The sequence below is a fragment of the Gilvimarinus gilvus genome, from assembly GCF_030518155.1.
In the GTDB taxonomy this organism is placed as follows: Bacteria; Pseudomonadota; Gammaproteobacteria; order Pseudomonadales; family Cellvibrionaceae; genus Gilvimarinus; species Gilvimarinus gilvus.
This window is the reverse complement of sequence record NZ_JAULRU010000569.1, coordinates 296,642-310,869: the sequence shown is the minus strand read 5'-3', so window position 1 is coordinate 310,869 and position 14,228 is coordinate 296,642. Positions and strand designations below refer to the sequence as shown.

The following is a 14,228-nucleotide window of genomic DNA, read 5'->3' as shown; positions in this document are numbered from 1 at the left end:
TACGGCAGGTGTTGAGTGAGATTGGATAAAGACAAATTGAGAAGGGACAAGATGAAGCATATAGCAGCACAAATTCTAATAATATTAACAGCACTATTCCTAACCGCATGTGGAGGCTCAGGCGGAGGGTCGGGAGGCGGCACTACTACTCCAGAGAGGGAAATCGTAGACTCTGATGGAGATGGGGTTGCAGATGCACAGGACGCTTTCCCTCAAGATGCAAGCGAAACCAAAGATACCGACCTAGATGGTGTTGGAGACAACACTGATGCGTTTCCCGATGATCCAACGGAGTCAGCAGATACAGATGCTGACGGTGTGGGTGATAATACCGATATATTTCCTGCAGATGCCGCTGAAAGCGCAGACACCGATCTTGACGGAATTGGCGATAATGCAGATGCATTTCCACAAAACCCAGCCGAGTCTGTCGACAGTGACGCAGATGGCGTTGGTGATAACGCAGATCAATTTCCGATGGATGCAGGAGAGACCGTCGACTCTGATCTGGATGGTGTCGGTGATAATAAAGATGCTTTTCCTGCCGATGCAGCCGAGTGGGACGATTCTGATGGTGACGGGTTTGGGGATAACTATGATGAGTTACCTCTGGATGCCGCTGATATTGCGGATATGGACCTTGATGGTTTGGCCGATCGATTTGATTTGGACTCTGATGCTGATGGGCAGGCTGATACGCTTCAGAATTTAGTTTGGTTGAGCAATGGAGATACATTTGAACCTGCCGAGTTCGTTCAGCTAGACGCGTTGGGCAAGGCTTCTAATGGTGTAAAACTAGAAGGGACGCACGATGCTGGATGGCATATTCAATATCATGTATACGAAGACAATGAACTCGACCACAGGCTAGAGTCATATATTGAGCAAGGCTACTTTAATGCTCAGTTTTCAGAGGATAAACAACGTTGGTCGATAGCGTTCCCTGCTCCGAACCTTGAAGGAGACTATAGGCTCGAAATGACTCTATATTGCTCTTTTGGAGGCTCATTGTGTGACAACGGGACTGATGTTCAATACAGGAAAACGTTTTATTTTACCGTAGCGTGCAACAATGAAAATTGCTCCGAAATTATCGAGGAATTGCCAGGACATCAAGTTTCCAATTCCAAGCTAGAGGATTGGGTAACCGATATAGCGGTAAAACCTGATGGCGAGATCGGAGTATTATTTGAGAGAGTGTCGAATGCCGGTAATGCGTTGCTGCTCTCCACCTCCAAAGATGACGGTGTTACCTGGTCGTCCCCCAAGTTGAGCACTTTTAACAGCTACGGTGCCAATGATCTAACCTACAATGAAGACGGAAACTTTGCCGTGTTGTACCGCTGCGACAGTTACTGTATAGGAGTCCTTGATGGTAGTAGTTGGAATACGGTAGACCTGATGGATGATTCAAACTTTCATGAGTGCGATAAAGTAGCTTGTGATATCAATGGGTTTAATACCGCCCGCTTGGTTGAAAAAGATGGGACTTATACCTTGGCGTATTCTTACTTTGGTGAATTGTATTTGTCGAAAAGTACATCACTCAGAAGCTGGAGCAAGCCTGTCAAAATATCAGACACCGAAAATGGTATCTGGTACGTGAGCTTGTTGGTTTCATCTGATGGAACCTATTGGCTGGCGTATCCAGACGGGTATAGCGGCTCTTATAAGATACTTATTTCAAACGACGGCGATACTTGGGAAGAGTACTCGGAATTGTCAGTATTTTCAGATTTTGGTCAGGGTTTGAAGCTGTTGGAAGGTCAAGGCATGGTAAAGATCTCTGATAGTGGTACTAATAATATTCGTATTTACACCTTGACCGGAGAGGGTGTTGGCGAAAGCCACTATATCGAACATGGCCTTGATGTTGACTTCGAGTTAACCTTGCTCGGTGACGGTTCATTGGCGGGCGCTGCGGCAAAGTACGTCAATGGTCAAAAAGACGTGTTTTTCAAAACGTTTTCGGTGGAATAAATCTATAAAAAGCGGGGAGGGGTTTTCTCTCCCTGTATCTTCTCTGGCAGTTATTCGTATCCCTTCGTGACAGTAAAATCATTGGTTTCGGCAATTCTGCTGATAGGTGAGATGCCTCGTTGTGCATTTGATTTTCAGCTGAGTTAGTGGGGCGAGCCTGGAAAAGCTGGCATGTTAGCGTCATATTGTATTATTATATTCTTTATGTTTGTTGATACGGTCTTTAATTCGGCCGGAATAAGAATAGTAAACAGGAGAATCCGATGCCCATTCCATTTAAACGCGCCATCGGCGCGGCCGCTCTTGGCTTGGCGTGTGTAACCGCACAAGCCGATAACCCCATTATTAAAGACCGCTTTAGCGCTGATCCCGCTGCCATTGTGCATGACGGCAAGGTCTACCTATACGTAGGCCATGATGAAGCGACCGTAGACGGTAACTTTTTCGTATTGCGGGAATGGAATATCTACTCCTCGACAGATCTTGAGAGTTGGACGCTTGAAGGTGCTGTGCCACGGACCATTTTTGACTGGGCGGAGCACGATTCGGCTTGGGCATCCCAGGCTGTAGAGCACGACGGTAAATTCTACTGGTACACCACGGTTCGCATGCCGGTACCCGAAAATGGAGAAGGCAAAGGCGGTTACACCACAGCGGTTGCGGTATCTGACAATCCCGTAACGGGGTGGACCGATCCACTGGGCAAGCCCTTGGTTGACCCTAACGAGACAGAGGCTGCTCCGCATATGTTGGAGCACGACCATACTTGGGATGATATTGACCCTAGTGTGTTTATTGATGATGACGGGCAGGCCTACCTGTATTGGGGCAACTCGCATCTTTACTACGCGAAATTGGCCGGCGATATGATTTCCTTTGCGGGTGATATCCACAAAGTGGATATTGAAGGCATCCCCGGGCCATTTACCGAGGCGCCCTGGGTGCATGAGAAAAATGGCAAGTACTACCTAACCTTCGCCATGAATTACCCGGAAGAGTTAGCCTACGCCATGAGCGACAGCCCCACCGGCCCCTGGGTTTATAAAGGGCTACTGATGGATGTGCTGGAGGACAGCGGCACCAGTCACCAGGCAATTTTAGAGTTTGAAGGCGAAGACTACTTTATTTACCACACCTCAGCTTTGCCGACCGGTGGGAATTATCGCCGTTCGGTGTCGATGGAGCACTTGCGTTACAACGCCGATGGTACCATCAAAAAACTAACGCCCACCGCATCGGGTATTACCCACTCGGCTCAGGCGCTGCAAGGCCACGTAGATACCGATGAGTACCTGCGTTACGGCGAGGGCAGTGAGGTCGGCGCAGCTGAGCTAAATGCGCAAGATCACTGGCAGTTTAAGTGGCACGTAAAGCCACTGATTCAAGTCCCCGGTAAAACAACCGTGTCGCTGCAACCGGAAACCCGCATGGGGTACTACGTAAGCGTGAATGACGGTGCCGCGAGCATTGTTGAGCATGACGGACGAGAGACTTTTGCCAATAGCGCAACCTTTGAGCAGGTTGCCGGTCTGGCAGACGCTGATTCGGTATCTTTACGCACTCTCGACGGTTCAGCCTACCTCATACTTGCAGACGGAACACTGAGTGTAGCTAGCCCTGCAACGGCTGCTGAACGCAAAGCGGCCACCTTTAGCGTGCTGGTGGCAGAGTAAAACAGCTAGATGTCGGATGTCGGATGCGATTGACTTTTGCGTCAGACCTCAGACCTCAGACATCCGTCGTCAGGCGCTAGCCTACATTAGAGGTAAGGGAGCGAAGGAGCAGGTTTCTTTGTTAATGACCGTGATTCTTCGCTCTCCATGCTCCTTTCTCCCCTCCAATAGATGAAATTTTCTCTCAATAGCCTATAATACCGGCCCGTTGCCGTGCTGTGGATTTATCCCGCGGGCTGAGCCAACGCCAATACCCGCGCCGACCGTGCGTGGGGAAGTGGGGCGGAGGCGGGCCTGACAATCGACGCATCGGCCTAATCTAATAACAGGCAGGCAGCGGCCATCCCGCGGCCACCTGCAAACTACGGAGATCTATCGTGAAAGCACCTGTACGTGTTGCCGTTACCGGCGCAGCTGGTCAAATCAGCTACTCCCTGTTGTTCCGCATCGCCGCTGGCGAAATGCTGGGCAAAGATCAGCCTGTGATTCTGCAAATGCTTGAAATCACCCCAGCCCTGGAAGCCCTCAAGGGTGTTGCCATGGAGCTGGACGACTGCGCCTTCCCTCTGCTGGCCGGTATGGTTTGCAGCGACGATCCAAACGTAGCTTTTAAAGACGCCGATTACGCACTGCTGGTAGGTGCGCGCCCGCGTGGCCCTGGTATGGAGCGTAAAGATCTGCTCGAAGCCAACGCTGCCATCTTCTCGGTTCAGGGTAAGGCACTGAACGATCACGCCTCACGTGATGTTAAAGTGTTGGTGGTGGGTAACCCAGCCAACACCAACGCGCTGATCGCTCAGCGCAATGCGCCGGATCTGGACCCGCGCAACTTCACTGCCATGATGCGTTTGGATCACAACCGCGCTATGAGCCAGCTGGCTGAGAAAACCGGTAAAAGCATTAATGACGTTAAGCAGGTTATTATCTGGGGCAATCACTCAGCGACTCAATACCCTGACGTGCACAACACCTCGGTAGCCGGCACCAACGCCATGGAGCTGATTGAGCAAGACTGGTATGAGAACGACTTTATCCCAACCGTACAGCAGCGCGGCGCCGCTATTATTAAAGCCCGCGGAGCTTCTTCGGCTGCCTCTGCCGCCAACGCCGCTATTTTCCATATGCGCGATTGGGCACTGGGTTCTGCTGACGGTGACTATGTCACTATGGGTGTTTACTCAGACGGTTCTTACGGCATTGAGGAAGGTCTGATCTACGGCTTCCCATGCGTGTGTAAAAACGGCGACTGGAGCATTGTTCCGGGTATCGAGTTGAACGACTTTTCGAAAGCGAAAATGGCCGCGACCGAAACCGAATTGAAAGAAGAGCGCGACGGCGTTAAGCACTTGCTGCCATAAGCTGCATCTCAATTCGCATCAAAAAGCCGCTGTGGAAACGCAGCGGCTTTTTTGTTGGTTTAGTGCCAACAGTGATGGGGGCTATTGGCCCTCTAGCGCACGCACTGGCGCTAGAGGACTCTTGGAATTATTGTCGCGCCGATACGATACGGCAACGGCAGGCTTTGATCGCGTCGACAGTAGACAAATTTGGCGGTAACCTAAGCGAATCATAAAAAAAGCGGCACATTAAAGTACCGCTCGATATAGCTATTGGTTGACCGGGCGGTCGGAATATCGCACGTTACCGTTTTTATCTACGTAACGATAGACGGTGCCTTCGGTGCGATCGGCATCAGAGTTCGCGTCCATATCTTTGATTCTGACCGTGTCGTGTCCGTCAATGGCGCCCACTGAGCCGGCACCTTCTACAAATATAATACCGGCCAGGTCATTAAGCTGCGGGCTGGTTAGCAGGGCCATTTTATTGTCGGATTTAAGTTTGCGCTGAAATTCAGGGTCATTAACGATTTTCTGGACTCGTGGATCATTTTTCATCGATTCAATACGTTGCCAGCCCTGAGCAATTTTTTGTGCGGTTTGGCGGGCGGAATCCTGATCATTGACATCCATACCGGAGGCGGCCATGAGCTCGCGCATATCCTGATCGTTCATTAGGCGCCTAAACTCGGGCACTTTCATCAGCTCGTCAATATCCCCCTGTTTAAGCAATCGTTGAGAGCGGCGGTCTTTTAACAGGGCCTGTAAGTCCGGGCTATTGGTAACGCGGGTAATGCGGTCAACGCTGTCTACTGGGTCGGCCACAAATGCTTCGGTCAGTTTTATGTTGTTTGCGTTGGCCCCGTTAGCCGACATAATAGCGCCGACGGATTTACTAATGGCCGCTTTAGCCATGCTATCTACAGGGTCGGCTTTTTTTGCCGCTGCGGCATAGTCTGGCGTTTGGGCGGTTTTCGTTGAGGTGTAAATGCCGACCAAATACACCAATATTAAACCGGTAAAAACCCCGACAGCGCCGCCAATGAGCAGTCCGCCAATCCGGGACGCCTGGCTGGGTTTGCGATCTGCCCCGGGAGTCATTTTGGCGAGCACCCAGAAAACCAAGCGTATGGCCACCATGGTGACAACAAAAATAGCCACACCGCCGACAATGTAGGCCATGATGCCATCTATGGCCGTATTTGCCTTCACCTGTAATGCGGCGTGTTTGGAGAAATAAAATGCCGTACCATAGGCGCCAATAAAGGCAACAGTGCGCGCAAGTGAGGCCCAGGTGCCGTTAAAGTAGCCCCTAATTGCAAAAAAAGCGGTAATTACCAGCAAAATTATCGCGGAAATGCCCATAGTGTCATCCTGTTACGAATTATTGTCATTGCCTTGTTGCTTATGTGGCAAGGTCTTAGCGCCAATCATATAACAGCCGTTGTGCCGGTTCCATGTTGTGCGCGTATTAGAGCGCACAATCCAAAGACAAAAAGAGAGGCTTGAGTGGAAGATTTTTGGGTTCAGTACCGCTGCCCGGTATGCAAGGCGTCACTGCAGCGGCATGAAAACCGCTATGTGTGCGAATCGGGGCATAACTTTGATATGGCTCGCAAAGGGTATGTTCACTTGCTGCTTTCCCATCAAATGAACTCAAAGAGCCCCGGCGACAACAAAATGATGATTGCCGCTCGTACAGACTATTTAAGCGCCGGATTCTACGAGCCAATCGTGCACGAGTTGGAGAAAACATGTGCACAGCTGGAGGTGGAGACGTTGCTCGATGCAGGCTGTGGCGAGGGCTATTACGCAGCCATGCTTGCCGGGCAAGGGATTAAGGTCGCAGGTGTCGATATCTCCAAAGAGGGAATAATGGCTTGCTGTCGACGCAGTAAAACCATCCCCTGGTGCATTGCCAGTGTCGCAGACTTGCCCTATATGAATGCCAGCTTCGACGCTGTGCTATCTGTATTTTGTAGAGTTGAACCGCAAGAGTTTAGCCGGGTCGCAAAGCCCGGGGGCTATATTATCTACGTCGGGCCCGGCGAAACGCATTTGGCCGAGTTGCGCGATCGTTTGTATGATGAAGTGCGGGCCTACGAGAGCGATAAGCCAGACTTGTATTTTGCGGAGTTTGAATCGGTACTGCAGAGGTCGCTGCGCATACCGTTGCGACTAGATGATAAAACGGACATTGAAAACCTGCTTAAAATGACCCCCCACTACTGGAGTACGAACTCTATGCAGCAGCAACGCTTGTTGGATTCCGGCCCGCTTGTCGACAGTGCGGATATACAAATACTGGTTTATCAAGTACCCGCTCAGGCTTAGAGATTTTTCAAGTAGTGTAAAGGCCTCTTGCGGGCGAAGGATTGGCGGCGTTAAATCAGAGCGAACACTGACAAGGATACTCCCCGAATGCATTCAATTATTCCGCAACCAGGCCTTGGTACCTTTCGTTTAAAAGACGAGATTGTCATCGCGTCGGTTCGCTCAGCGCTTGAGTTGGGTTACCGGCACATCGATACTGCTAAATTGTATGATAATGAGAGTGCTGTTGGTCGGGCTGTTGTCAGCAGTGGCATCGATCGCAGCGAGCTCTTTGTAACCACCAAAGTGTGGTTCGATTCGTTGGATGCTGACGGCGTCATTGAAAGCCTTCAGCAAAGCTTAAGCAGGCTGCAAATGAGCTATGTTGATCTGGCGTTAATCCACTGGCCATCGCCAAATAATGCAGTGCCAATGGCGCATTACATTGGCAAGCTCAATCAGGCTCGCGAGATGGGTCTAACACGCCATATTGGCATATCCAATTTCACGATCGCTCAGGTAGATCAGGCGTTGGCCTGCGCAGGCGGGGAACATATTGTGACCAATCAGATAGAGGTGCATCCGTTTCTGCGCAATCAACAACTGGTAGAGCACTGTCAAGCCCGGGGGCTTACAGTGACAGGTTACATGCCACTTGCCGTTGGCAAGGTAATGGATGACCCTGTTCTTCAGGCGATCGCTTCTAATCACGGTGCAACGCCTGCGCAAATTGCCTTGGCCTGGGTTGTTAGTAAAAACATAGTGGTCATTCCCTCGTCGACTAAGTCGGCCCATCAGCAATCCAATCTGAATGCGTTGAAAATTCAATTGAGTGATGCGGAAATTGCCCGTATTGATGCTCTCGACAGCGGGGACCGGATTGCCAACCCGGATTTTGCTCCCAACTGGGATTGAATGCTCCGCAAACCCACAAGCCGCGCATGCTTCATGCGCGGTGCCCCTGTATCCGTTGCCACTGCTATAGTACATTGAGATTCTCGACTGTTCTGCATCCAAAAGTACATCGGCACCGTACCTGACTAAGACGACAAAAATAATTGGGGAATATATGGAAGTGCAACACATGAAATTGCTCTGTGCCACAGCAGAGGGCGACAGGCGCGCGTTTAATGAGCTGTATAGGCTTACCTCAGGCAAAATGTACGCAGTATGCCTACAGCTGTTACAGCGCAAAGACCTCGCTGAGGAGGCGCTGCAAGAAGCCTATGTGCGTGTATGGCACAACGCTTGTGACTATCACAGCGACAAGGGTAGCGTTGTCGTTTGGATGGTCAGTATTGCCCGCTATAGGGCTTTGGATATATTGCGCTCGGCGGCCTATCGCCGTGAAGGTCGGGAATCCGATTTAGAGCAAAGCGATGAGCATACGCCGGAGGACGCGCTGTTTGATCAGCGTGATCGGGTGCGCATTGACGAGTGCATGGACACCCTTGAAGACGGCCAAAGGCAGATGATTCAACTGGCCTATTTTCGGGGCTTAACACACGCCGAGCTGACCGAACATACCGGCTCTCCGTTAGGAACCATTAAAAGCTGGATTAGACGCGGCCTGCAAAAACTCAAGAGGTGCCTGGAACCATGAACTATCTTACCGAAGAGCGAAAAAACAGCCTTTCATCGGAGTATGTGCTGGGTACACTGCAGGGACGGGCCAGATTGCGTTATCAGAGCTTATTGATTGAACATCGCCCCATGCGACAGGCGTTGTGGCGTTGGGAGAAGCACCTTAACGCACTCGGCGCGGCTTTACCTGAGCAGACCCCGGACGCCAGTGTGTGGGTGCGTATTCAAGCGCGATTAGGTTTTATTGAGACCCCACCGGACAACGTGGTCGCTTTTGAGGCTAAGTCTCAACCGGAGAATCGCTGGCGCTGGTTGGCCGCGGCGGCGAGTGTTGCGGCGATTGCCTTGGCGCTGGTGCTAATACGCCAGCCTGCGGTAGTGACGCCCGAGCCGTCGCAGATTGCGGTGGTGCAAGGCGCTAAGGCCGAAGCCCTGTGGTTAATTGAGTTGACGGAATCTCAAATCAACATTCAGGCCACTGATCAGTTCTCGCCTGCATCGAACAAAGACTACGAACTGTGGCTGGTTTCCGCGGATGGTCGCGCCCCGATTTCACTTGGCCTTCTTCCAGAGCAGGGAAGGGCCAGCTTGGCGCGCAGCGAATTGTTTGATCAAGTCACTGTGGCTGCGTTGGCGGTAAGCTTGGAGCCACCAGGCGGCTCACCGACGGGCTCGCCCACAGAGGTGCTTTATACTGCGCAGCTAGTCGCCATGTAGTAGCAATGCAGTCGCCAGCAGTAGCGTCCTTTGACGCTGTGTAGAGTTGAATGCCGAATGGTTCTCATTCGGCATTTTTTTTATTTTTTATTTTTTATTTTTTATTTTTTGAATCCAGTCTGTCTCCTGTCTCGTTAGGTGAGTGAAGTCAACGTAAATAAGGAGAAAGATATGCGATTTCATCGACTCACTCTGGCAATTGCGGCGCTGTGTACTAGCGTTTGCGTACCCACACAAGCTTCCAGTCACCGCGAGGCCCCGAATCTTACAAGGATGCCTACGGTAGATTCGGCGGATTTCTACGCGTTTAACAGTTATGAACCTGATCGTGGTGATTACATTACCTTAATCGCCAATTATATTCCGCTACAGGACGCCTATGGCGGGCCCAACTACTTTGCAATGGACCCGGCTGCGATGTACAGCATACACATCGATAATGACGGTGATGCGGTCGAAGATCTCACCTATCAATTCCGCTTTGAGCAATCTCTACCCGCGGATGGACAGGGGGTCGCGCTTAGTATTGGTCCCGAAGGTAATAGTAAAAATATCGCTGTACCGTTAAAAAATGTCGGTGGTATATCGGCAGATGATATGTCCGCCGCAAACTTTATGGAAAGCTACACACTAACCTTGGTTAGTGGTGATCGCCGCACAGGAACGGCGATGGACGTTATCGCTGCGGATGGCTCGGGTAACGAGTTCGCCAAGCCGCTTGATTACATTGGCAACAAAACGTTTGCCTCAATGGATGGATACGCCAATTACGCGCACAGTTTCGTCCACGAAGTATCCATACCCGAGTGCAACATGAATGGTCGGGTATTTGTAGGACAACGCAAAGACCCCTTCACCGTGAACCTGGGCAAGACGTTTGATTTGGTGAACTACGTGCCCGTTGAAGGCGACAGTTCGCCGGGAGCGGGCGACGCAGGTGGCTTCCCTGGAGGCATCACACAGTCGAACGAAAACGACGACCTGCGTTGGAAGAATGTCACCGCACTTGCCATAGAGGTTCCCAAGTCGTGTGTGACTGGAAACGGCAACGGTGTTATCGGTGCATGGACAACGGCCAGCTTGCCACAGGCTCGCATTCTTAACCCTCAGGCGAGTTTTGACAAACCTGAAGTCAATGGCGGTGCTCTGACTCAAGTGTCACGTCTGGGTAACCCATTGGTCAATGAACTGGTCATAGGTTTAAAAGACAAAGACAAATTCTCGGCAAGCGAACCCAAGGACGATGGTCAATTTGCCGACTATGTCACTCATCCAAGTTTGCCAGAGTTACTAAACATTTTATTCAAAGACGCTGTTAACCAAACTCTGGGTACGGACATTGAGACCCTGGCACCGACCAACTTCCCCCGCACAGATTTAGTGACAGCATTTCTAACGGGCTTTGCCGGTGTGAATCAGTTGGCTTCTGTTACGCCATCGGAAATGTTAAGGCTCAACACGGCTATCGCTGCGACCCCCGCTGATCAGCAGTCAGCGTTTGGTGTGGCAGGTGATGACTTGGCGGGTTTTCCCAACGGTCGCCGTCCCGGGGACGATGTGGTGGACATTGCGCTGCGCGTTGTCATGGGGCGATTGTGCCATCCAATACCGGTAGCCGGTAGTGATACAGATTTGGGCTTGTGCGCTCCCGAGGATGCCGCTGTCGGCACCGTACCTTTTACCGATGGTGCTCCACTCAATGCGCAGATGATGGGTTCACAGTTCCCTTACCTTGCCACGCCCATTGCCGGGTCGGAATAAGGAGGTTGTTATGAATCGCTCACAAATAACATGTATAGCGGCAGTAAGTCTGGGATTGTTTGTCGTCGGTTGTGGCAGTGACGATGACTACAGCCACAAAGAGCCTGCCCCCGAGCCAGAAAACTCAGCGCCAGTAGCGCAAAGTGCTGAATTTATGACGCAGGCTGACATTGCGCTCATGGATCAACTCAGTGCGACTGATGCCGATGGCGATAATCTAATGTATTCGGTTGACATGCCGCCGGAGTCAGGTGAGTTGGCATTGGATGCAGACGGCAGTTTTATGTATACGCCAAAAGCGTTGGAAACCGGAACGGTTAGCTTTACGTTTGTCGTCTCAGACGGTGACGCTGTATCTATGCCCGCGACGGTGAATATTGTAGTGGATCCGCAAATGCTCTCTTACAGTCTTTACAGCCTGGATGTATTCAATCAGGCGCAAACGGCTGAACCGCTCCCTGTTAATGGTCGGGAGTTTGAGCAGGATGTTGAGTCCCCCAACGCATACGATGAAATAATTCAAAGTTCGAATCAATAGGAGGCAGAGCCCACTCTTGCACAGAGTGGGCTCGATACATATATGCGGACAATTAAACGTTTTGTGGTGGGAATGACTGTCTTAATGAGCACAGGTGTTTTAGCGTCACCTTTTTCACCTGAGTCGTTGGAGCAAGTTATTGCTGACTGGGGCGAGCCCATCAGTCTCGACGTCGCTACACTACAATCAATTGACCAGCAGTTGCAGTGGGTCGAGCAGCAGCTAGAGCAGGCTAAACGACCGGGGCAAAGTTTTCGGTACGAACTGGCAACGCAGGTACTGCAGACACTGTCCGTTGCAAAAATAGAAAAACGTACAGATAGAATTAGGTTTTGGTTGGCGCGCGCTTACGTTGCACAACATCAGCACGAATTTGAGCAAGCGCGGATCAATTTACGTTATGTTCTGCGCGAGAGTCCGCAAGATGTTCAAGCACGATTAATGGCGGCGCGCATCGAACTCGTGGCGGGCAATTTAGAACAAGCCAATACACACTGCTCCGATTTGCTGGGAAGTAGCGATCTGCTTAGCGCCAGCGCCTGCCTGTTAGAGGTGCGATCTTATCAGCAAGATGTAGAAGCTGTGTATCCCGCTTTAGAAAAAATTATTCAACGGGCGGGTCTACCCTCAGACAATCGTCGTGCTTGGCTTGAGCAGATGATGGCAGACATGGCTGTGCGAATGGAAAAGTACGAGCTGGCCCAATCCTGGCTAAAGTTGGACAATACCCAGCACAGCGTTAGCTACTTAAGCCAGTGGGCGGAAGTACAATTACTGCTGGGTCATCCTAACCGCGTTCTTCAGACTCTTGGCTCGCTGAATGTGGCGGAGGATAATTTAGACGATGTGCTTGTGCTGAAGCTTGCATTAGCCGAAAGGTTAGTGGGTGAGCAGAGTCATTGGCGGGAGCAAATGGCAGAACGCGTCGCGCTGCGCGAGGCACGAAATGATTGGCAGCATGCGGCGCACTTGGCTCGTTACTATCTAGATGTTGCAAGCGATAATGCCAAAGCCCTGCATTGGGCGCAAATAAATATCACCAAATCTAAAGAACTGTACGATCAAGAATTGCTTGCTCGCGCCCTGGCTCTGATCACAGAGTGTTATGAGAAGTTGTGCCGTTCATCAGAAAATCTCGTTGCGGAGGATCAATCATGAGCGGAGCATCAATCATAAAATGGCTCGCCGTCCTGTTCCTTAGCCTACCCCTCGCAGTCAATGCACACCAGATGAGTACAGCCTATCTGTCCATTGCCGAGAAAGGTGCAGGGCAGTGGGATGGCAACTTACAGTGGCGGCTATACGATCTGGAACGCTTGCTCGGTTTGGATAGTAACCGCAACGGACGGCTTACCTGGGGAGAGCTGAAAGCTAGCGAAGCGAATATCTCCCAGCTACTCCATGCGGGGCTTGGCGTCAATCAAGGGGCGGAGAAATGCGATCTGTCGGTGGGCGCAATGACCGAAATAGATACGCATTTTAATGAGCCCTACATCATACTGCCTCTGCGATTTTCCTGCTCCGGTTCAGGTGACGTAGCGCTTTCTTACAGTGCGATGTTTGAGACAATTGCCAGTCACAAACTGCTGCTAAATGTTGACCCAGGGCAAAGTGGTGCGGCCTATACCCGCGTTTTGAGCTCCAGCCAACGCGGCCTGGTATTGACGGAAGTTGAACAGGCGTGGGGTGGTTTCGCTGACTATGTGTATCAGGGAGTCGTTCATATTCTAATAGGCTGGGATCACATAGTGTTCTTGCTTTGCATATTGTTGGTGAGTGTTCTGCACAGGCCTGGAAGTCAGTGGCAGCCAGTTCTGAAGAAACGAACAATCATGCTACATACCTTGTCGATTGTTACAGCGTTCACCTTAGCTCATTCCCTCACCTTGACATCGACAGCGCTCGGGATCATTGCACTACCCAGTCAATGGGTTGAGGTGGGCATTGCGGCAACAGTAGTCATCGCTGCCTTGAATAACGTGTTTAGTTGGGTGGCACGGATTGGCTGGCTGACCTTCGGCTTTGGTTTGCTGCACGGCATGGGATTCGCGGGTGTGCTGGGTGAGTTGGGGCTACCGAAAGAAAACACAGTTCTGGCCGTTTTAGGCTTCAATATTGGGGTGGAGCTCGGGCAGCTCGCGATTATAATGCTGGTGTTACCAGTACTCATGCTGAGTCGCTATGGGCTCTGGTATCGCCGGTGGGCAATGCCTGCGGGCTCCCTGGTAATTGCGCTGTTTGGTGTTCAGTGGCTGATTGCACGATTGTAAAGCTTGTTCTATGGGGTTTCCAGAGGGGCTTTGGTTTGCTAGGCTAGCTCGTAAT

Annotated in this window: 12 protein-coding genes; 11 read left to right on the top strand and 1 reads right to left on the bottom strand. The window is 51.1% G+C overall.

The window, feature by feature from the left end:
• The first annotated feature begins 21 nt into the window (after nt 1-21).
• The 3 genes from QWI17_RS12055 to QWI17_RS12045 all read left to right on the top strand — a co-directional run bounded on the left by QWI17_RS12055 (nt 22) and on the right by QWI17_RS12045 (nt 5,011).
• The gene (locus tag QWI17_RS12055) at nt 22-1,980 is read left to right on the top strand and encodes a hypothetical protein (RefSeq protein ID WP_302722755.1); all 1,959 of its coding nucleotides are present in this window, start codon (nt 22-24) and stop codon (nt 1,978-1,980) included.
• A gap of 263 nt (nt 1,981-2,243) precedes the next feature.
• A complete protein-coding gene (locus QWI17_RS12050; RefSeq protein WP_302722754.1) occupies nt 2,244-3,653 on the top strand; it encodes a family 43 glycosylhydrolase in 1,410 nt (469 codons plus the stop codon).
• A gap of 377 nt (nt 3,654-4,030) precedes the next feature.
• A complete protein-coding gene (locus QWI17_RS12045) occupies nt 4,031-5,011 on the top strand; it encodes a malate dehydrogenase (RefSeq protein ID WP_302722753.1) in 981 nt (326 codons plus the stop codon).
• A gap of 249 nt (nt 5,012-5,260) precedes the next feature.
• Here the strand turns inward: QWI17_RS12045 and QWI17_RS12040 are convergent, their stop codons facing one another.
• Nucleotides 5,261-6,355 carry a CvpA family protein gene (locus QWI17_RS12040; protein WP_302722752.1) on the bottom strand — a complete coding sequence of 365 codons (1,095 nt, stop codon included), beginning with the start codon at nt 6,353-6,355 and terminating at the stop codon, nt 5,261-5,263.
• 144 nt (nt 6,356-6,499) lie between these two features.
• On the opposite strand from QWI17_RS12040, the gene QWI17_RS12035 reads away from it, so the two are divergent.
• The 8 genes from QWI17_RS12035 to QWI17_RS12000 all read left to right on the top strand — a co-directional run bounded on the left by QWI17_RS12035 (nt 6,500) and on the right by QWI17_RS12000 (nt 14,173).
• Nucleotides 6,500-7,324: a putative RNA methyltransferase gene (locus tag QWI17_RS12035; protein ID WP_302722751.1), complete on the top strand. Its 825-nt coding sequence runs from the start codon at nt 6,500-6,502 to the stop codon at nt 7,322-7,324.
• A gap of 87 nt (nt 7,325-7,411) precedes the next feature.
• Nucleotides 7,412-8,218 (top strand): 2,5-didehydrogluconate reductase DkgB, encoded by an 807-nt coding sequence (dkgB, locus tag QWI17_RS12030; RefSeq protein WP_302722750.1) that lies wholly within the window; start codon nt 7,412-7,414, stop codon nt 8,216-8,218.
• A 154-nt stretch (nt 8,219-8,372) separates the two neighbouring features.
• Nucleotides 8,373-8,906 carry a sigma-70 family RNA polymerase sigma factor gene (locus QWI17_RS12025; protein WP_302722749.1) on the top strand — a complete coding sequence of 178 codons (534 nt, stop codon included), beginning with the start codon at nt 8,373-8,375 and terminating at the stop codon, nt 8,904-8,906.
• Complete coding sequence (locus QWI17_RS12020; RefSeq protein WP_302722748.1) at nt 8,903-9,604, top strand: anti-sigma factor; 702 nt, start codon at nt 8,903-8,905, stop codon at nt 9,602-9,604. The genes QWI17_RS12025 and QWI17_RS12020 overlap by 4 nt, the downstream gene beginning before the upstream one ends.
• Before the next feature lie 171 nt (nt 9,605-9,775).
• Nucleotides 9,776-11,365, top strand: a complete 1,590-nt coding sequence (locus QWI17_RS12015) for a DUF4331 domain-containing protein (RefSeq protein ID WP_302722747.1) — start codon at nt 9,776-9,778, stop codon at nt 11,363-11,365.
• Between the two features lie 10 nt (nt 11,366-11,375).
• Nucleotides 11,376-11,903 (top strand): Ig-like domain-containing protein, encoded by a 528-nt coding sequence (locus QWI17_RS12010; protein WP_302722746.1) that lies wholly within the window; start codon nt 11,376-11,378, stop codon nt 11,901-11,903.
• 42 nt (nt 11,904-11,945) lie between these two features.
• A complete protein-coding gene (locus tag QWI17_RS12005) occupies nt 11,946-13,061 on the top strand; it encodes a tetratricopeptide repeat protein (RefSeq protein ID WP_302722745.1) in 1,116 nt (371 codons plus the stop codon).
• Nucleotides 13,058-14,173, top strand: a complete 1,116-nt coding sequence (locus tag QWI17_RS12000; protein WP_302722744.1) for a HupE/UreJ family protein — start codon at nt 13,058-13,060, stop codon at nt 14,171-14,173. The genes QWI17_RS12005 and QWI17_RS12000 overlap by 4 nt, the downstream gene beginning before the upstream one ends.
• Nucleotides 14,174-14,228: the final 55 nt, after the last annotated feature.